The 19,389-nt window shown below is 61.0% G+C and carries 19 protein-coding genes; 5 read left to right on the top strand and 14 right to left on the bottom strand.

The window, feature by feature from the left end:
* Nucleotides 1–91: 91 nt before the first annotated feature.
* Nucleotides 92–2,284 carry a TonB-dependent receptor gene (locus J3P81_RS24450; protein WP_434561408.1) on the top strand — a complete coding sequence of 731 codons (2,193 nt, stop codon included), beginning with the start codon at nucleotides 92–94 and terminating at the stop codon, nucleotides 2,282–2,284.
* Nucleotides 2,285–2,890: 606 nt separating this feature from the next.
* On the opposite strand, the gene J3P81_RS24445 is transcribed toward J3P81_RS24450, so the two are convergent.
* From J3P81_RS24445 to J3P81_RS24425, 5 genes are read right to left on the bottom strand one after another with little or no spacing between them, the layout of a single operon-like run.
* Nucleotides 2,891–3,526 (bottom strand): SCO family protein, encoded by a 636-nt coding sequence (locus J3P81_RS24445; protein ID WP_434561406.1) that lies wholly within the window; start codon nucleotides 3,524–3,526, stop codon nucleotides 2,891–2,893.
* Nucleotides 3,523–4,422 carry a heme o synthase gene (cyoE, locus tag J3P81_RS24440; RefSeq protein WP_434561404.1) on the bottom strand — a complete coding sequence of 300 codons (900 nt, stop codon included), beginning with the start codon at nucleotides 4,420–4,422 and terminating at the stop codon, nucleotides 3,523–3,525. Before cyoE ends, J3P81_RS24445 begins: the two co-directional genes overlap by 4 nt.
* Entirely contained in the window at nucleotides 4,410–5,489 is a 1,080-nt protein-coding gene (locus J3P81_RS24435) for a COX15/CtaA family protein (protein ID WP_434561402.1), read from the bottom strand. The genes cyoE and J3P81_RS24435 overlap by 13 nt, the downstream gene beginning before the upstream one ends.
* A gap of 10 nt (nucleotides 5,490–5,499) precedes the next feature.
* The gene (locus tag J3P81_RS24430) at nucleotides 5,500–6,093 is read right to left on the bottom strand and encodes a hypothetical protein (protein ID WP_434561400.1); all 594 of its coding nucleotides are present in this window, start codon (nucleotides 6,091–6,093) and stop codon (nucleotides 5,500–5,502) included.
* On the bottom strand, nucleotides 6,059–6,796 hold the full coding sequence (locus J3P81_RS24425; protein ID WP_434561398.1) for an SURF1 family protein: 738 nt from the start codon (nucleotides 6,794–6,796) through the stop codon (nucleotides 6,059–6,061). Before J3P81_RS24425 ends, J3P81_RS24430 begins: the two co-directional genes overlap by 35 nt.
* Before the next feature lie 70 nt (nucleotides 6,797–6,866).
* On the opposite strand from J3P81_RS24425, the gene J3P81_RS24420 reads away from it, so the two are divergent.
* Entirely contained in the window at nucleotides 6,867–7,070 is a 204-nt protein-coding gene (locus J3P81_RS24420; RefSeq protein ID WP_420765983.1) for a twin transmembrane helix small protein, read from the top strand.
* A gap of 24 nt (nucleotides 7,071–7,094) precedes the next feature.
* Here J3P81_RS24420 and J3P81_RS24415 read toward each other — a convergent pair whose 3' ends face one another.
* The 4 genes from J3P81_RS24415 to coxB all read right to left on the bottom strand — a co-directional run bounded on the left by J3P81_RS24415 (nucleotide 7,095) and on the right by coxB (nucleotide 11,476).
* Nucleotides 7,095–7,982: a cytochrome c oxidase subunit 3 gene (locus J3P81_RS24415; protein WP_420765982.1), complete on the bottom strand. Its 888-nt coding sequence runs from the start codon at nucleotides 7,980–7,982 to the stop codon at nucleotides 7,095–7,097.
* Between the two features lie 24 nt (nucleotides 7,983–8,006).
* Nucleotides 8,007–8,558 carry a cytochrome c oxidase assembly protein gene (locus J3P81_RS24410; RefSeq protein ID WP_420765981.1) on the bottom strand — a complete coding sequence of 184 codons (552 nt, stop codon included), beginning with the start codon at nucleotides 8,556–8,558 and terminating at the stop codon, nucleotides 8,007–8,009.
* Between the two features lie 121 nt (nucleotides 8,559–8,679).
* Entirely contained in the window at nucleotides 8,680–10,266 is a 1,587-nt protein-coding gene (gene ctaD / locus J3P81_RS24405) for a cytochrome c oxidase subunit I (protein WP_420765980.1), read from the bottom strand.
* A gap of 82 nt (nucleotides 10,267–10,348) precedes the next feature.
* Nucleotides 10,349–11,476, bottom strand: a complete 1,128-nt coding sequence (gene coxB / locus J3P81_RS24400) for a cytochrome c oxidase subunit II (protein ID WP_434561396.1) — start codon at nucleotides 11,474–11,476, stop codon at nucleotides 10,349–10,351.
* 373 nt (nucleotides 11,477–11,849) lie between these two features.
* On the opposite strand from coxB, the gene J3P81_RS24395 reads away from it, so the two are divergent.
* A complete protein-coding gene (locus J3P81_RS24395) occupies nucleotides 11,850–12,500 on the top strand; it encodes a hypothetical protein (protein ID WP_420765978.1) in 651 nt (216 codons plus the stop codon).
* 173 nt (nucleotides 12,501–12,673) lie between these two features.
* Here the strand turns inward: J3P81_RS24395 and J3P81_RS24390 are convergent, their stop codons facing one another.
* The 5 genes from J3P81_RS24390 to J3P81_RS24370 all read right to left on the bottom strand — a co-directional run bounded on the left by J3P81_RS24390 (nucleotide 12,674) and on the right by J3P81_RS24370 (nucleotide 17,844).
* A complete protein-coding gene (locus J3P81_RS24390; protein WP_434561394.1) occupies nucleotides 12,674–14,203 on the bottom strand; it encodes a SulP family inorganic anion transporter in 1,530 nt (509 codons plus the stop codon).
* A 92-nt stretch (nucleotides 14,204–14,295) separates the two neighbouring features.
* On the bottom strand, nucleotides 14,296–15,027 hold the full coding sequence (locus tag J3P81_RS24385) for a carbonic anhydrase (protein WP_420765976.1): 732 nt from the start codon (nucleotides 15,025–15,027) through the stop codon (nucleotides 14,296–14,298).
* Nucleotides 15,028–15,236: 209 nt separating this feature from the next.
* Complete coding sequence (locus J3P81_RS24380; protein ID WP_434561392.1) at nucleotides 15,237–16,295, bottom strand: PA0069 family radical SAM protein; 1,059 nt, start codon at nucleotides 16,293–16,295, stop codon at nucleotides 15,237–15,239.
* A gap of 95 nt (nucleotides 16,296–16,390) precedes the next feature.
* Nucleotides 16,391–17,281, bottom strand: coding sequence for a 4-hydroxybenzoate octaprenyltransferase (gene ubiA / locus J3P81_RS24375; protein WP_434561390.1), 891 nt, complete (start codon nucleotides 17,279–17,281; stop codon nucleotides 16,391–16,393).
* Nucleotides 17,281–17,844 (bottom strand): chorismate--pyruvate lyase family protein, encoded by a 564-nt coding sequence (locus J3P81_RS24370; RefSeq protein ID WP_434561388.1) that lies wholly within the window; start codon nucleotides 17,842–17,844, stop codon nucleotides 17,281–17,283. The genes ubiA and J3P81_RS24370 overlap by 1 nt, the downstream gene beginning before the upstream one ends.
* A 175-nt stretch (nucleotides 17,845–18,019) precedes the next feature.
* Between J3P81_RS24370 and J3P81_RS24365 the strand changes: the two genes are divergently transcribed.
* A complete protein-coding gene (locus tag J3P81_RS24365; protein WP_420765972.1) occupies nucleotides 18,020–18,187 on the top strand; it encodes a rubredoxin in 168 nt (55 codons plus the stop codon).
* Nucleotides 18,188–18,211: 24 nt separating this feature from the next.
* Complete coding sequence (locus tag J3P81_RS24360) at nucleotides 18,212–19,360, top strand: NAD(P)/FAD-dependent oxidoreductase (protein ID WP_434561386.1); 1,149 nt, start codon at nucleotides 18,212–18,214, stop codon at nucleotides 19,358–19,360.
* The last annotated feature ends 29 nt before the right edge of the window (nucleotides 19,361–19,389 follow it).

Here is a 19,389-nt window from a genome sequence, read left to right as displayed (position 1 = left end):
TCTTTATAGCAACATGCCCGTTGGTATGGATAATCTATCTGCGAATCATTAGCATTAGCGGCATTGGCCGTTTCCCCGCAGGTACTCACTCATGCTATTTCCATCTCGCCTTACGTTGCTCGCTGCGTGCTGCTCAGTCAGTTTTCTTGCCCAGGCGGCAGCGCCTATTGAATTGGGCGTGACCGACGTTACTGCCGATGCGATTAAAACCAATTCCAACACGCTATCGGCGCCCTATGCGGGGGGGCAGGTGGCGAGGGGAGGCCAGATGGGGGTGCTGGGCAATCAGGACAACATGGATGTCCCGTTCGTGATGACCAGTTACACCTCGCAGTTGATTGAAGATCAGCAAGCGGAAGACGTGGGTGATGTGCTGCTCAATGATCCGTCGGTGCGTCAGTCCTATGGGTTTGGTAACCAATCCCAAGTGTTCGTGATTCGAGGCCTGCCGCTTGCCAGCGACGACATTTCCTACAACGGGCTGTACGGCGTTTTACCGCGCCAAATTCTGTCGACGGATGCGATCGAGCGCGTCGAGGTGTTCAAGGGGCCCAACGCGTTCATCAACGGCGTCAGCCCGACGGGTTCGGGTCTTGGGGGCGGTGTCAATTTGCAGCCCAAGCGCGCGGAGGATGTCCCGACTCGTCGCTATACGCAGGACATCAGCACCGATGGCCGCATGGGCGAGCATTTGGATATCGGGCAGCGGTTCGGCGAGGACAATCGGTTTGGCGCCAGGTTGAACCTGAGCCAGCGCGAAGGTGAAACAGCGATCGACAACCAGGATCAGCGCACAAAGTTGTTCGTTGCTGGCTTGGACTATCGAGGTGATGACTTCCGCGTTTCCACCGATTTCGGGTACCAGAAACAGCGTATCAACGGACTGCGTAACTCTGTGAACATCGGCAACGCCACGCGCATTCCCACGGCTCCGGATGCGAGTCACAATTATGGACAGGACTGGACTTACTCCGAAACCGAAGACACCTTCGGCATGGTTCGTGGCGATTGGGACTTGAACGAAAACTGGACCGCCTACCTGGCTGGCGGTGTAAAGCACACCCGAGAAACTGGGGTATACGCCACACCGACGCTGGTCGGCAATAACGGTGTCGCGACGATCGGTGGCTCAGAAATTCCACACAACGAAGACAACACATCGTTTAGTGGCGGGCTGAACGGGCGCTTCAACACGGGACCTGTTTCCCACCAGGTTGCGATCGGCGGCTCAACGATCTGGACCGAGCAGGAAAACGCCTACACTTTCTATCGTCCCGTTACCGGCAACAGCAATCTCTACGACACCCCAACGCTACCCAAGCCGACCGCGGTGTCCAGCACCGGCGGTGAAATGGGCGATCCCGGGGTGACCGGCAAAACCCGCAACCGTAGCCTAGCGATTTCCGACACGTTGGGCTTGTTCGATGACAAATTGCTGGTCACTTATGGTGTCCGTCGTCAGCAGTTGCGTGTCGAAAACTATAAGTACGATGGCACCACCTCAAACGGTGTAGCCAATCCAGCAAACGACGGCAGCCGTAGCACGCTCTACGATGAAGCCGTTACCACGCCTGTCTACGGCATTGTCTACAAGCCTGTGGAGAGCGTGTCGCTCTACGCCAACCGAATCGAAGGCCTTGCAAAAGGGCCAGTGGCGTCCGGTTCAGGCATCACCAACCTGGGCCAAGCCTTTCCCCCGGGCCGCACAAAACAGTTGGAAGCGGGCATCAAGCTGGACATGCAAACCTTCGGTGCCAACGTGGGTGTTTTCCGTATCGAGAAACCTTCCGATGGCTACGTCGACAACGCGCAGAACCTCTATGTGCGTGACGGTGAGCAGGTCAACAAAGGGCTGGAGATCAGCGTATTCGGCGAGCCCATCGAAGGTCTCCGGTTGATGGCCGGCGGCACCCGAATGACGTCCGAACTCAAAAACACCGCTGGCGGTTTCAACGATGGCAACCACGCCATTGGCGTGCCAACGTTCCAGCTCAATGCCAGCGTGGATTGGGATGTCCCAGGCCTCGAAGGCGCCGCGCTCAGCGCGAGGATGTTGCGCACGGGCGGGCAGTACGCGGATCAGGCTAACAACTTGAGCTTGCCGACCTGGAACCGGTTCGACGCGGGCGCACGTTATAAGATGAAATTCGTAGAGAAAGACCTGACGTTGCGCGTCAATGTGGAAAACATTACCGACAAGAACTACTGGGCCTCGGCGAACGGCGGCTATCTTTCGCAGGGTGATCCGCGCTTGGTGAAGTTTTCGGGGACTATTGATTTCTGATCAGAAGCGGAACGTGGAGCGTCCCTGGCGACATCCATGGGAGCAAAGCTTGCTCGGATAGTGGAGACCAGCCAAACCTGTATCGACAGACCTGCCCCAATCGCGAGCAAGCTTTGCTCCCACAGATTTCGGCATTTCTTCAGGTAAACCGCATCGTCTGGTTTTGCGACTGCTGCGCTCGAGACGTCTGACCGGCCGAGCGGGAGCAAGCTCCCTCGCCACGGGCGGTGTCTGGGCTGGCGTCATCGCGAGCAGGCTCGCTCCCACAGGGGATTGAGGCTGTTGCAGATACCGTGTTCACCGCCGCCTGGTGTGGGAGCGAGCTTGCTCGCGAAGAGGGTGTCCACATTCAATATTGATGCAAGCTGACCCGCCGCTTTCGCGAGCAAGCCCGCTCCCACAGTACGTGGCGTTGGGCTGGATGTTCGGATCGACACTAACCCCTGTGGCGAGGGAGCTTGCTCCCGCTGGCCTGCGCAGCAGGCCCCTGCATTCCCTCAGGCAACCGCATCGTCCGGTTTTGCGGTCGCTGCGCAACCGAGCGGGAGCAAGCTCCCTCGCCACGGGGAGATGCATTATCAGGAAGCAAGTGGCCTCGCCTTGGCTTCATTTGCGCTTAAGCATCTCCGGCAACTGCGCCACCAATTTCTGATTATTCAACGGCGCCCGAATAAACCCGCGTTGCTTGCCGTCCGGTCCAATTACGGCAAGGTTGCCGCTGTGATCGACGGTGTAGTTGGGTTTGCTGGTGTCCGCCGGGATGAACGGGATGCTCACCGCATTCGCCAGTTTCTGCAGGTCTTCCACCGATGAAGCGGTCAAGCCTTTGAATTGCGGATCGAAGTAACCCAGGTATTGCTTGAGTTGCTTGGGGGTGTCGCGGTTCGGGTCGACGCTTACCAAAACGACCTGCAACTTGGCCACAGCCTCGGGCGGCAGTTCGCTTTTGATCTGGCGCAGTTGGGCGAGAGTGGTTGGGCAGATGTCCGGGCAGAAGGTGTAGCCGAAGAACAGCAGGCTCCACTTGTCTTTCAGCCCATCCATCGCCACGGGCTGGCCGTCCTGGTCGGTCATTTTCACGTCCGGCAGGTTGCGGCTTTGTGGCAGCAGGATGATGCCGGCGTCGATCAATGCGGTCGGGTCACCCTGGCCTTTGCTGGACAGCACCTTGTTGATGGTCAGGCCGAGGATCAGTGCGATCACGGCCGCGAGGATGAAGACGGTTTTCTGGGTTCGAGTCATAGGCTCAACAGTAAGTAGTGATCAACGAGCAGGGCGATGAACAGCAGGAACAAGTACCAGATAGAGTACTTGAACGTATTGATCGCCGCGTGCGGCCGACTGCCACGGTACAACACCACGGCCCATTGCAGAAACCGGGCACCCAGCACGAGCGCACAAACCAGGTAGATCAAGCCGCTCATCTGGATCACGAATGGCATCATGCTCACCGCCAGCAGCACCAAGGTGTACAGCAGGATGTGGATCTTGGTGTAGTGCTCGCCGTGGGTCACCGGCAGCATCGGAATGTCGGCCTTGGCGTATTCCTCCTTGCGATGAATCGCCAGGGCCCAGAAGTGCGGCGGTGTCCAGGCGAAGATGATCAACACCAGCAACAGCGGTTCGGCGCTGACGTGTCCGGTGGCCGCCACCCAGCCCAGCAGCGGCGGAGCGGCGCCGGCGAGGCCGCCGATGACGATGTTCTGCGGCGTTGCCCGCTTGAGGAAGCCGGTGTAGATCACGGCGTAACCGAGGAGCGAGGCGAGGGTCAGCCAGGCGGTCAGTGGGTTGGTAAAGATCAGCAACATGGCTTGCCCGGCGACGGCCAGCGCCAGGGCGAAAGTCAGTGCAGCGGCGGGCGAGACCCGCCCTTCGGCCAGCGGCCGCTTATGGGTGCGGGCCATCACCGCGTCGATACGCCGATCCACCACGTGGTTCACCGCGGCCGCGCCACCTGCGCACAGCGCGATGCCCAGGTTGCCGAATACAAGGACCGTCCACGGCACTCCGGCGCGGGTCGCGAGAAACATGCCGACCAGCGAGGTGATCAGCATCAATACCACCACTTTGGGCTTGGTCAGCTCCAGGTAATCGCGCCAGATCGCCTGGCTGTGGCGTTCACCGGTCAAGGTTGCCATGGCATCTCTCCTTTAATCGTAATGGGGGCGACGCCGTGTTCGGGCGGATTGAAGCGCCAGCGCAGCGGGGCGTGGTGCCGTACCCGGACCAGGCTGGTGCGGGCGTGATAATTGACCAGCACCAGGGTCAGCAGCAGGGCGGCGCCCCCGGCGTTGTGGGCCACGGCCACCGGCAGCGGCAGATGAAACACGACGTTGCTTATACCTAATGTAATTTGCGCGACCAGCGCGGTGAGGACCAGCCCCGCCAGTCGGGTCATGCCCACCGTCTTCAGTTGCCAAGCCAGCCCAAGCAGCACCACAGTCACCAGTAACGCGCCGATGCGATGGGTCACATGGATGGCGGTACGGGCGTCGCTGTCCAGTTGCCCGCCCAGGTAGTTCGGGCCGATGTGCTGGGTCAGGTGAAAGCCGTTGGCGAAATCGGCGGGCGGCATCCATTCACCATGGCAGGTGGGGAAGTCGATGCAGGCCACCGCGGCGTAGTTGGAACTGACCCAGCCGCCCAAGGCGATCTGGCCGATCACCAGCAGCAGCCCGGCCGTGGCCCAATGTTGCAGGCGCTTGGGCACGGTCAGCGCCGGCAACACGCCGGACAATCTCAGCGTGAGCAGAAACAGCAGGCTCAACGTCGCGAACCCGCCCAGCAGATGACCGGTGACCACTTGCGGCCAGAGCTTCAACGTCACGGTCCACATGCCGAACGCCGCTTGCGCGAACACAACGGCGAGGAGAAACAGTGGCAATTTCAATGGCAAGCCAGGGTGACGACGGTTCGTCCAGGCCCGGGCGGCCAGCGCGGCAATCATCAGCGCCAAGGCACCGGCGAAATACCGGTGGACCATCTCGTTCCAGCCTTTATGGGCCTCAACCGGGGCGTCGGGGAAATGCAATTCGGCATGGGCCAGTTGGGCTTCGCCCTTGGGTACGCTGATGAATCCGTAGCAACCTGGCCAGTCGGGGCAACCGAGGCCGGCGTGAGTCAGGCGGGTGTAGGCGCCTAACAGTACGACAATCAATGCCAGCAACGTGGCGAACAGCGCGAGGCGAAATCCAGGCTTGGCCATGTCGATGTCCTCATCCGATGTTCGACAGTTTCAGCAGGTGCCGCAGGTCGTTGAGCAAATCCTTGCCCTTGACCCGGGCGTCGTAGCGCAGCACCAGGTTGCTGTGGGGATCGATGATCCACAGCTGGGCGCCGCCGGAACCCTGGGCGCCTTTCTGATAGGCAGGCAGATCCAGTGGGTAGCGTTGCAGCTGGGGATATTCGCGCTGCAGCTGGGCGTCGTACTCGCTGTCCAGTGGTTGCGCGATGGCCAGGGCATGGCTGGCGCGGCCGGCTTCGCGGCCCAGGCCGATCTGCACTTGCCGGGCCAGGTAGACCAACTGACGGCAGTCCACCGAGCACTCTTGAGGGGCCGTCACCAGGATCTGCCAGCGCTGCTCGTCGGCCTGCACGCCGATGTCGGCGCGAGACTTGCCGTTGCCGATCAACTCGCCGTGGTAGCTGCGGCTATCGGGGACCCAGAACTGGAATTTGTACATGCCGGTGGCGAGGATCATCGGGCCGATCACGCCCAGCACAATCAACAGCAATTGCACGCGGCCCTTGCGGCGGCTGCGTGCATCGGGCGCTTCAGACGTGTTGGTTGGATTCATGGTGCTTCCCATGGTGTCTCCCTGCGTTGTGCCATCCGAGATAGAGGAAAAGGCCGAACAGCGCCGCCGCCATGGCGAACCACTGCACGGCATAGCCGAGGTGTTTTTCCGGACCCATGGCAACCACCGGCCAATCGGTCTGGTAGGCGCCGGGGCCGCTTTGTTGTCTTAGTTCGTAAGCGAAGCCGCCACGGTCCAGTTCTGCCCAGAGTTTCTGCGGCTCGATGGTGGTGACCAGCCGCGGCCACGGTGCGCTTGCCGGGTCGGCGTGAAGTTGGAACGTGGCGCCGGGTGCGACGTAGACCCAGGCTTGAAGGTCGACAGTCTGTTCAGGTGTGCTGAAGACTGGCGGGGTGCGGCGATCCGGCCAGGGCAGCCAGCCACGATTGACCAGCAGCCAAAGCCCGCTGGCGTGATCGAGGAACGGCTGCAGCAGTTCGACGCCCACCTTGCCGTCGTGCTGGCGGTTGTCCAGGAGCAGGCTGTGATCGGCGTCGAATTGGCCACGCAGGCTGACCGGACGAAAGGCCGGATCCGTCGTTTCCGAAAGCTCGACGCTGTCCATCGGCTTGGCCACGCGGCGCTCGGCATAAGTGTCCATGAGCACACGTTTCTGTTCGCCCCGGCTCATTTGCCAGAACCCCAGGCACACCATCACCGGCACCAGCACGGCCACCACGAGTGACGGCACGATGCCCGGCCGGAAGCCTTTCATGGCGCCGCCCTAAGGCTAATGAACGGGATAGCTATACTCACGTGCATCGCGTCCCCCCGGAGTGTTTCCAATGCTCAAAGCAGCCATCGCCCTGATGCTGATCGCCACGGTTGCCAGCCTGTTCAGCGGCTTGTTTTTTCTGGTCAAGGACCAAAGCGATTCCAATCGCCTGGTCATCGCCCTGGCAATTCGCGTGGCCTTGGCCGCTGTGACCGTCGGCTTGATTGCCTGGGGCTTTTTCAGCGGCCAGTTGGTGTCGCATGCTCCTTGGTAAAGAGTCGCCCTGATAACGGCTGCCTCAGAGTATGTAGACGAAGAAGAACAAGCCGATCCACACCACATCGACGAAGTGCCAGTACCAGCTCGCGGCCTCGAAGCCGAACTGATGCTCGTTGTCGAAGTGCCCCCGCATGATGCGCATCAGCATCACGAACAGGATGATCGTGCCGATGGTGACGTGGGCGCCGTGGAAACCGGTGAGCATGAAGAACGTCGCGCCGTAGATCCCCGAGCCCAACGTCAGGCCCAGCTCTTTATAGGCGTGGATGTATTCCTCGGCCTGGAAGCCCAGGAACGCGCAACCCAGCAGCACGGTGATCGCCAGCCACACCTTCAATGCGCCGCGATGGCCTTTTTTCAGGGCGTGGTGGGCGATGGTCACGGTGACGCTGGAACTGACCAGCAGGATGGTATTGAGCAGCGGCAAGCCCCAAGGGCTGATCACGTCCTTGGGCGGTGGGAAGAGTTTGGGATCCGGGTTGTTCAACAACGGCCAGACATATTCGAAGTTCGGCCACAGCATCTCCGACAAACCCTTGCTGCCTTCACCGGCCAGGCCGGGCGCCGACACCACCCGGACATAAAACAGCGCGCCGAAGAACGCGACGAAGAACATCACTTCGGAAAAGATGAACCAGCTCATGCCCCAGCGAAACGAGCGATCGAGCTGCGCGCTGTACAGCCCGGCGCGGCTTTCCTTGATGACGGCGCCAAACCAGCCGAACAACATGTAGGCCACCAACAGGCCGCCGACGAAAAAGATCAGCGGGCCGTTGGAGTCCGGGCGTGCCGCCTTCAGGTCGTTGAACCAGGTCGCCAGCCCATACACCGTGACGAACATCCCGACCGTGGCGATGATCGGCCATTTGCTCTGGGCCGGAACGTAATAGTGCTCATGAGTTGCCATTTATTGTTCTCCTTATCGGGCACGCTATCGGTCAGTGTTTAGAGCCACCGGAGGATGACGAGCAGTGATATCGAACAGCGTGTAGGACAGCGTCAGATGCTTCACTTCCTTGGGCATGTCCCGGTCGACGATGAAGCGCATGGGCATCTCGATGCGTTCGCCGGGTTGCAGCACTTGCTGGGTAAAACAAAAACATTCGGTCTTGTGGAAATACGCCGCCGCCGTGCTCGGCGAGATGCTCGGAACTGCCTGGGCGCTCATCGGCCGGTCGGTGGGATTGTGGGCGACGAACACCATTTCGTTCACTGCCCCCGGCTTGACCACCAATTGATCGCCCTTGGGGTAGAAATCCCAGACCATGTCCACCGCGTTGGTCGACAGGAACTGCACCCGCACCTGCCGTGATTCGTCCACCGTCTGCACGCCTTCGTACTGCCCACCGGTCTTGCCGTTGATGCCGAACGCCTTGCACATCACGTCGTAGATCGGCACCAGGGCAAACCCGAAGATGAACATGGCCACCACTACCAGCAGCAGGCGGGTGACCAGTTTCTTCAGTGAGATTGAATCAGCCATGGTTCCCGCTCCTCACCGAAAACCCTGTGGGAGCGAGCTTGCTCGCGATAGCAGCGACTCGGTGCGTCAGACACACCGCCATCGCGAGCAAGCTCGCTTCCACACAAGGCCCCGGTGTCATCTATTTCACTTCCGGCGGCGTAGTAAACGTGTGATACGGCGCCGGCGACGGCACGCTCCACTCCAGCCCTTCGGCGCCATCCCACGGCTTGGCCGGGGCTGGCTCGCCGCCGCGGATGGTCTTGATCACGATGAACAGGAAGAAGATCTGCGTGGTGCCGAACATGAACGCGCCGATGGACGAGACCATGTTGAAGTCGGCGAACTGCAGGTTGTAGTCGGGAATCCGCCGGGGCATGCCCGCCAGGCCCACGAAGTGCATCGGGAAGAACGCCATGTTCATGCCGATGAACGAGAGCCAGAAGTGCAGCTTGCCGAGGGTTTCGTCGTACATGTGGCCGGTCCATTTCGGCAGCCAGTAGTACGCCGAGGCGAAAATCCCGAAGATCGCGCCTGGCACCAGCACGTAGTGGAAATGCGCGACCACAAAGTAGGTGTCCTGGTACTGGAAGTCCGCCGGGGCGATGGCGAGCATGAGCCCGGAGAAGCCGCCGATGGAAAACAGGATCACGAACGCCACGGCGAACAGCATCGGCGTCTCGAAGGTCAGCGAGCCCTGCCACATGGTGCTGGCCCAGTTGAACACCTTCACCCCGGTGGGCACGGCGATCAACAGGGTCGCGTACATGAAGAACAACTCGCCCACCAGCGGGATGCCGACCACGAACATGTGGTGCGCCCAGACGATGAACGACAGGAACGCAATGGCGGCCGTGGCGTAGACCATCGAGGTGTAGCCGAACAATGGCTTGCGCGAGAACGCCGGGATGATCGAGCTGACGGCACCGAAGGCCGGCAGGATCATGATGTACACCTCGGGGTGGCCGAAGAACCAGAACACGTGCTGGAACAGCACCGGGTCACCGCCGCCGGCGGCGCTGAAGAAGCTGGTGCCGAAGTGGATGTCCATCAGCATCATCGTTACGCACCCGGCCAGCACCGGCATCACCGCGATCAACAGGAACGCGGTGATCAGCCAGGTCCAGACGAACAGCGGCATTTTCATCAGCGTCATGCCGGGGGCGCGCAGGTTGAGGATGGTGGCGACCACATTGATCGCGCCCATTATCGAGCTGATGCCCATCAGGTGGATGGCGAAGATGAAAAACGTCACGCTTTCCGGCGCATAGGTGGTGGACAGCGGCGCATAGAATGTCCAGCCGAAATTCGGCCCACCCCCCGGTGTGAACAGCGTCGAGACCAGCATCAGGAACGCCGCGGGCAACAGCCAGAAACTGAAGTTGTTCATGCGTGGCAGGGCCATGTCCGGCGCGCCGATCATCAGCGGCACCATCCAGTTGGCAAGGCCGACGAAGGCCGGCATCACCGCGCCGAAGACCATCACCAGGCCATGCATGGTGGTCATCTGGTTGAAGAACTCCGGCTGTACGATCTGCAAACCGGGCTGGAACAGCTCGGCGCGGATCACCATGGCGAACGAGCCGCCCAACAGGAACATGGAGAACGCGAACCACAGGTACAGCGTACCGATGTCCTTGTGGTTGGTGGTCAGCACCCAGCGCATCAGGCCCTTGGCGGGGCCGTGGGCGTGGTCGGCATGACCGTGGTCATCGATCACAGCACTCATGTCCTTTCTCCTTCGAACCAATGGGCTGGACGGCGCGGGGCAACGCGCCCCGACCGGTTGCGGGAACAGACGTCAGGCCGGCTCATTGGCTTTCTGCCTGTTTGAGTTCCAGCACTTCTTTGGGCGTGACCATGTCGCCCTTGTTGTTGCCCCAGGCGTTGCGTTCATAGGTCACGACCGCGGCGATATCGACTTCCGACAACTGCTTGCCGAACGCGGCCATAGCGGTGCCGGGCTTGCCATGGAAGACGATACTCAAGTGATCCTTGATTGGCCCGGTGGCGATTTTCGAGCCCTTGAGCGCCGGGAACATCGGCGGCAAGCCCTGGCCTTCGGCCTGGTGACATGACACGCATGTGGTGTGGTAGACCTTGTCGCCACGCTCGACGAGTTCTTCGCGCGTCCACTCCTTGCTGGTCAACTCTTTAAGCTGCGCGGCTTCGGCCTTGCGTTCGCCCAGCCATTTCTCGTAGTCGGGTTTGCTCTTGACCTCTACCACGATCGGCATGAAGCCATGGTCCTTGCCACACAGCTCGGCGCATTGGCCACGATAGATGCCGGGCTTGTCGACGCGGGTCCAGGCTTCGTTGACGAACCCTGGAATAGCGTCGCGCTTGACCGCGAAGGCCGGCACCCACCAGGAGTGGATCACGTCGGCGGAGGTCACTAGAAAGCGCACCTTGGCATCGACCGGCAGCACCAGCGGCTTGTCGACTTCCAGCAGGTAGTGCTCGCCCTTGGCGCTCTGGTTGTTGATCTGTTCGGCGGGGGTCGCCAGGTTGCTGAAGAACTCGACGTCCTGGCCCAGGTATTTGTAGTGCCACTTCCATTGATAGCCGGTGACCTGGATGTCGATCTCCGACTCGCTGGAGTCGTACATCTTGATCAGCGTGGCTGTGGCAGGGATCGCCATCAGCACCAGGATCAGGAAGGGCACGATGGTCCAGAGGATTTCGACGCGGGTGTTTTCGTGGAAGTGCGCGGCATTCTGGCCGGTTGAGCGGCGGTGCATCATCATCGACCAGAACATGGCGCCGAAGACGATGATGCCGATGACCACACAGATCCAGAAAATGGTCATGTGAAGGTCGAACACTGCATTGCTGATCTGTGTCGCTCCAGGCGCCATATTCACAGTCCAGGCCGCTTGCGCCTGACTGAAAATCGACCACAACAGGAGGCCCATCCATACGTGTGGATGTCGCGTCATTGCGGGTTCCCCTTATCGTTCTTGTTATCCCGTAGGCGTAACGCCTGCGGCAAGGGATCGGCTTTTCAGACTGCTTAATTGACTCGCCGCGCCTTGCTGCACATGCAATCGGGTGTCATCAGCTAACTCCATTCCAACCCGAGTATAGACAGCACCTGCAACCTCGCAACGCGACGGCGTAAATCGTTTGAAACAGCCGGGGCTTGCGCTAGAGCCCATGAATGGAGAAGGATGCGAACTGAGTGATGGCAAACCGATATAACGGCGACGTATCAGGGAAGGGGCGGTTATGAAAAATAGGTCTTAGGAGTCAATGCGCGCCAGCTAAGTTATGTCATTCCTATTTCATTGCCTGTTGTTTCCTGGAGTTGTCATGAACACCGCCGCATTGCGCGAGCAGATCCAAAAAGCCCTGCAACATGAGGCCGAGACCGGCCTGTTGAGCCGTCAGTTGACGGCGCAGTTACCAACGCTGCACCCCGCCATTCAGTTGCCGGATGCGAACGCCAATGACGTCCTGGCGAGATTTGTCGCCGCCTACATCAACGAAGTGCCTGACCTGCTGGATGCAGCCAATGTCGTTGCCAGGGAGGCGGGTATCGAGTCGCAAATCAAACCCGTACTGAAAATTGCCGAGCAGTACTTTCTCCAGCCACCGACCATCACGGCCGGGCATGTCGGGCTCAACAGCCTGCTCGACGAAGCCTATCTGGCGCACCGGTTCGTCGAAGAGGTGAACGACCTCTACATCAAGCATTTCGGCCAGCCGCTGATTCCGTTGGACATGACGGTCGCCAACCTGATCGCCCACCAATTGATCGGTGAGGCATTTGCCAACCAGCTCGATGAAGTGGTGCATCACACGTTCGATGAGATGCTCAACGACGAGACGTTTGCGTTGGAGTCGGTGGAAGCCTATCGCGAGAAGCTCAGCAGCCCGGAGACCGGCGCGGCCTGGAAGCGCTGGCCGTGCATGTCCCGTCGCTTGGGCGTGGGCCTGGAGCTGGATCAGCCGGCGGCTTGATCTATCGGGAACACATAACTCCCCTGTGGGAGCGAGCTTGCTCGCGATTGCATTGGGTCAGCCACAGTGTAGTGGACTGACACGCCGCCATCGCGAGCAAGCTCGCTCCCACATTGAGTTTGTGGTCTTCAAGAATTATCTGCCCTACACCCAGCTCCTTTGGGAGTGAGCTGTCAGGCAGAGGCTGCGCCAACCCCCACCGTCGTGCGCAATCGCCCTTCCAACCGGCGCTTGAGCCCGCGGGATTCAATCAGCAGCTTCGAACCCTTGCTGGCGTTCGCCCGGCCCCATTCTTCGAGCAACTCCAGGCACGAGTGATCGATGTAGCTCAGGTTATTGAGCGGCACATGCACCGTCGCGCCTTCGGGAATGGTACCCAGTACCTGGGTCAAGGCCGGAACCTTGAGGAAGGTTGCCGCACCCACCAATCGCAGTTCCATCTCGCCTTCCTGCGGCAGGTCGATCAGGCTGATTTTCAGGCGCGAAGCTTTCCAGGCCAGCTTCACCAGGGTCAGGCCGAAACCGACCAGTACACCGGTCAACAGGTCGGTGAAGATGATCGCCAGTGCCGTTGCGGCATAGGTGAACATGGGCATCCGCCCATAACGACCGAGGCTGCGGAACGCCTTGATGTCCACCAGCTTGAAACCGGTATAGACCAGCACACCCGCCAGGCTCGCCACCGGAATGCTTTGCAGCACGCTCGACAGCAACAGCACGAACAGCAGCAACCACAAGCCGTGGAAGATCGTCGACATCCGCGTGGTCGCGCCGGCCTGGACATTGGCCGAGCTGCGCACGATCACGCCGGTCATGGGCAAGGCGCCGAGCAGGCCGCAGAGCATGTTGCCGATACCTTGCGCCGATAATTCCCGGTCGAAATCCGCCCGTTCGCCGCTGTGCATGCGGTCCACGGCGGCCGCCGACAGCAGGGTTTCGGCGCTGGCGATGAAGGCGACCGCGAAGGCCGCGATCAGCAGCGTTGGATCGGCCAGGCTCAGCAGATCCGCCGGGCGCAGCCAGTCGATGGCTTCGGCCATGTTTTCCGGGACTTCCACGCGCTTGACCTGCAACGCCAGCAGCAGGCTCGCGACGGTTGCCAGGCCGACGCCCAGCAGCGCGCCAGGAATGAAGCGCAGGCTATGGGGCCGGAACTTTTCCCATAGCCACATCACCGCGATCGTCGAAAGGCCCAGCAAGCCGGCCTGCCAGCCGAACGACGGCAAGGCCTGGGCGACTGCCGCAGGGAATGCCGCCAGGTTGTCCAGGCCGGAAGGCTTGGGCGCTGCGTCGAGCATCACATGGACCTGGGACAATACGATCAGCACGCCGATACCGGCGAGCATGCCGTACACCACCGCAGGCGCGGTGACCCGGAACCAGCACCCGAGGCGAAAGCGTCCGGCCAACAGTTGCAGAAGGCCGGCCAACAACAGGATCGGCCCGAGCATGGCCACGCCATGCTGGCGCACCAGTTCGAAAACCAACACCGCCAACCCGGCGGCCGGACCGCTGACTTGCAGCTTGGAGCCCGCCAGAAAACCCACCACCAAACCACCGATGATCCCGGTAATCAGGCCCTTGGCCGGTGGCAGGCCTGATGCGATGGCAATGCCCATGCACAAGGGCAGCGCCACGAGGAATACAACCACCGAAGCCAACAGCTCCCGTGGCAGAACAGCTTTTAATTGAGCAGCACGCATGGCGACTCTCCCGAAGTTTCTTCAGGCATGGCGAGGCCCTACCGCCTCAATAGCGGTAAGGCTGAACCATACAAGGATGATTAGGAGTGGTTTTAGAAGCGCGCTTTGGGCGTCGCCACCGGTATCGGATGGCTGCCATCGAGCGGCAGGAAACAGCCCCGGTCCGCGTCAAAGGCTTTGATCTCGCTGGTCTCGATGTTGTACACCCAGCCATGGATGAACAACTGGCCGCTGGCCATGCGAGAAGCCACCGAGGGGTGCGTTCGCAAATGCTGCAACTGCGCGATCACGTTCTCTTCGGTGAGGACGGGCATGGTCTGCTTCTCGTCACCGCACGGGCAGTTGTCATGGACCATGGTCTTGGCGACTTCGGCGTGGCGCAGCCAGGCCTTGACCGTCGGCATTTTTTCCAAGGTATCGGGGTTGAGCACGGCACGCATGGCGCCGCAATCGGAGTGGCCGCAGACGATGATGTGCTGCACGCCGAGGGCGAGCACGGCGTATTCGATGGCGGTGGAAACGCCGCCGTTCATCTGGCCGTAAGGCGGAACGACGTTGCCGACGTTACGGGTCACGAACAGGTCGCCAGGAGAGCTATGGGTGATCAACTCGGGCACGATGCGCGAATCGGCGCAGGTGATGAACATCGCCCGGGGCTTCTGGGCGGTGGCGAGTTTCTTGAAGAGCTCTTCCTGCTGGGGAAAGATCTCGTGATGGAAATGCAAAAAGCCGTCAACAATGTGCTGCAGCGCTGCATCGGCGGTTTCCGCCTGGGGTTGGGCTGAAGCCGACGCAGCCAACGGCTGTTTATCCTTGTCACTCATGATTCATCCTCTTTGAGACGCCAGTGGCTGGTTAAAAAACATCCAGGTCGAAAGGCTCGACCCGTCAGTCACTCGATGAACAAGGTAGCGGCCGAAACTTAACTCAAACTGAATGGAAGGCTCTAGAACGCATATTACGAGGCGTAAACAAAGCGCCAGGGATGTTTGCGCCGCGCCATCTTCAAAGATCAATTTAAAGCGAACTGTATTTAAATCAATGACATCTGTCGCCCCGGCGGACAGAAGGCATCGCAATCAAGATCGTAACCGTCGCGTCGATCCATTCCCAATCGCTTAATCGTTTTAGCGAAACGCTGCGCCAGCAGATCGGCAAACGGGCCTTCGCCGCGCATCCGTACGCCAAATCGGCTGTCGTACAGCTCACCGCCGCGACTCTGGCGCACCAGGCTCAACACATGGGCGGCGCGCTGCGGGTAGTGCGCCTGCAACCACTCCTCGAACAGCGGCGCCACCTCCAGTGGCAGGCGCAACATGACATAGGCGGCGGTCTGCGCGCCGGCGGCATGGGCTTCGGCCAGCAGGCTTTCGATCTCGCTGTCGTTGATCATCGGAATCATTGGCGCACACAGTACCCCCACCTTGATACCCGCCTCGCGCATGACCCTTATGGCCCGAAGCCGTGCGCTGGGCGCGGCCGCGCGGGGTTCGAGAATGCGCTTGAGCTCATCGTCCAGCGTGGTGAGGCTGATCATCACGTGTACGAGGCGTTGCTGGGCCAGTTCGGTCAACAGGTCCAGGTCCCGCAGGATCAACGAGCCTTTGGTGACGATGGTCACCGGGTGCCGATGACGCAGCAACACCTCGAGAATCCGCCGGGTAATGCGTTGCTCGCGTTCGATCGGCTGGTAGGGGTCGGTGTTGGAACCCAGGGCGATCGGCGCGCACTGGTAGCCGCGCCGGGCCAATTGTTGCTCCAGCACGTCGGCGGCGTTGGTCTTGGCGATCAGCTTCGTTTCGAAATCGAGCCCGGGCGACATGTCCCAGTAGGCATGGCTGGGCCTGGCATAACAATAGATGCAACCGTGTTCGCAGCCTCGGTAGGGGTTGATCGAGCGATCGAAAGGGATGTCGGTGGAAGTGTTGCGGGTGATGATGGTCTTGGCGGTTTCGATGCGTACTTCGGTGCCCTGGGTTGGCGGTACTTCCTGGTACCAGCCATCATCCTCGGCCACCGAACGGCTTGGGGCGAAACGGTTATGCGGATTGGTGGCGGTGCCGCGGCCACGGGGCGGAAGAGGGACGGACATGGGCAATACTCCGAAAGCTGTATGTGCATACAGTATTCGTTGATTGCCATTGCGGCCAGTGCCATTGGGCGGGTTCTATGGATAAGCGAATCGCCTCAGCGCAACCCATAGTCCAGCACAATCCCCACGAAAATCGCCAATCCGGCCCAATGGTTGTGCAAGAACGCCTTGAAGCAGCGCATCCGATCCTTGCTGCGGGTGTACCAGAACTCCCAGGCGAAACACGCGGCAGCGGCCACCAGCCCCAGGTGAAACCAGCCACCGAGCTTGAATGTCGACCCGGCCAGCAACAGGCAGGCCAGGGCCAGGCCTTGCAGCGTGAGGATGATCACCCGGTCGGCATCGCCGAACAGGATCGCCGTGGATTTCACGCCTATTTTCAAATCATCGTCCCGGTCGGTCATGGCGTAATAGGTGTCGTAGCCCACCGTCCACAGCAGGTTGGCGATGTACAGCAACCAGGCGGCCGCCGGCAGATGGCCGGTTTCGGCGGTGAAGGCCATCGGCATGCCCCACGAAAACGCCGCGCCCAGCACCACTTGGGGGTAATAGGTATAGCGCTTCATGAACGGGTAGCTGAAGGCCAAAGCCAACCCGCCCAAGGACAACAGAATCGTCGGCGCATTGGTGCACAGCACCAGCAGGAAGCTCACGCTCATCAGCACCGCGAAGAACACCAGCGCTTCCCTGGAGCTGATCTTGCCGCTCACCAATGGACGCTGTTCGGTGCGCTTGACGTGGCCGTCCACCTTGCGGTCGGCCCAGTCGTTGATCACGCAGCCGCCGGCACGGGTCAGTACCACGCCGAGAATAAAAATCACGATGTTGGCCAGGGATGGCGAACCCTCACCGGCGATCCACAGCGCCCACAACGTCGGCCACAGCAGCAGATAAATACCGATGGGCTTGTCCATGCGCGTCAGTTGCACGAAGTCCCAGGCCCGCGGATTGAGGCGGTTCAAGGATTTGAGCAGTTGCACGTACATCAGCAATTCTCCGAATAGGCGCGGGCGACTGTCCACAGGCTCGGCAGAAACACCTCCGCCACCAGTACGCTCAACGTGCCGCGATCAAAACGTGAACGACGGCCCCACAACGCGGTGGCGCGAACCTCTGCCGGCAACCATTCGCTCGGGTAGTGGCAGACCTCGATCGCCCGACGCTGGAACGCCTGGTCACAAAACAGCAGCTCGCCCAACGAGCGGCTGCCCAGTTCGTCCATCTGCAAGCCGTCGCCCTGCAACGCGCTGCGCGCCGCCACGCTGCGGGCAAACACCCAAGGCTGGCCGTGGCCGCGCAGGTACACCTCGCGCACCCAGCCCTCGCTGCCCTCGGCCAGGTCCAGCGCGGCACACTCATCGGCGCGCAACGGCTGCCAGCCTTCGAACAGCGGCGTCACGCTGAAGTGATCGTCCGACAGGCCGGTCAGGCGCCGGGTCAGGGAGCCTTGGTCAAACAGCCACTCCATGACGCACGCATCCGGGCGGGGCGACAGCAGGTGTTGGGGCAGCCATTGGAGTGTAGGAAATATCGAATTTGTAGGCGGCACAGGGGTCTTGAATGGCAGCAAATGAGGCCGCGAGCTTACCATGCCGGTCGGCGATTTTGGCCGAGCCAACCCGCCGTCGCGCCGATGCCGCTTGCATCTGTCGCGACCGATCAGTACAAAACGGCCCTGAGCCGGAAAATACCGGCCAAGCCTGACATCTTGAGGAAGTATTGGAATGAAGAAGTGGCAATGTATTGTCTGTGGCCTGATCTACAACGAAGCTGACGGTTGGCCTGACGATGGCATCGCGCCCGGCACTCGCTGGGAAGACGTACCGCAAGACTGGCTGTGCCCGGACTGCGGCGTCGGCAAAATGGATTTCGAAATGATCGAAATCAACTGATCGTTTCACCAAACGGAGAGCAACATGAGCGCACCTGTCGTTATCGTCGGCACTGGCCTGGCCGGTTACAACCTGGCCCGGGAATTTCGCAAGCTCGACAGCGAAACCCCGTTGCTGCTGATAACCGCGGACGACGGCCGCTCCTACTCCAAGCCGATGCTCTCCACGGGCTTCGGCAAGAACAAAGACGCCGATGGCCTGAGCATGGCCGAGCCAGGCGCGATGGCCGAGCAACTGAATGCCGAGGTACGCACCCACACGCGCATCAGCGGCATCGACCCGGGCCACAAGCGCCTGTGGATCGGCGAAGAAGCAGTGAGCTATCGCGACTTGGTGCTGGCCTGGGGCGCTGAAACCGTGCGCGTGCCGGTGCAAGGCGACGCGGCGGACCTGATCTTCCCCATCAACGACCTGGAAGACTACGCCCGCTTTCGCGCCGCCGCCGCTGGCAAGCGCCGGGTGCTGCTGCTAGGCGCCGGCCTGATCGGCTGCGAATTTGCCAACGACCTGATCCTGGGTGGCTATGAAGTAGAACTGGTCGCCCCATGCGAGCAAGTCATGCCGACGCTGCTGCACCCGGCGGCCGCCGCAGCGGTACAGGCCGGGTTGGAAAGCCTTGGCGCGCGGTTCCACCTCGGCCCGGTGCTCAATCGCCTGCAACGGGTGGCCGACGGCTTGGAAGCGCACCTATCGGACGGCCAAGTGATCGCCTGCGACCTAGTGGTCTCGGCCATCGGTCTGCGCCCGCGCATCGACCTGGCGGCCGCCGCCGGCCTGGTGGTCAATCGCGGCGTCGTGGTGGATCGTCATCTGAAGACTTCCCACGCCAATATCTACGCCTTGGGCGACTGCGCCGAAGTCGATGGCTTGAACCTGCTCTACGTGATGCCGCTGATGAGTTGCGCCCGCGCCCTGGCCCAAACCCTGGCCGGCAACCCCACCGCCGTAGGCTACGGCGCCATGCCGATCACGGTGAAAACCCCGGTGTGCCCATTGGTGGTTTCGCCACCACCACGGGGTAGCGAAGGCGTGTGGAGCGTCGAAGGGCAAGGCGCCGACATCAAGGCCCTGTGCCGCGACGCCCAAGGCAATCTGCTGGGCTACGCCCTGACCGGTGCGGCGGTGATGGAAAAACTGGCGTTGAACAAGCAGCTTCCAGCCCTGCTGGCGTAAATACTGGCCGTTCTGTCACAAATAACCTG

Origin of the sequence: Pseudomonas sp. R1-6, from assembly GCF_051132115.1 — a bacterium.
In the GTDB taxonomy this organism is placed as follows: domain Bacteria; phylum Pseudomonadota; class Gammaproteobacteria; order Pseudomonadales; family Pseudomonadaceae; genus Aquipseudomonas.
The sequence above is the reverse complement of the archived record's forward strand: the minus strand, read 5'-3'. Positions and strand labels throughout refer to the sequence as shown.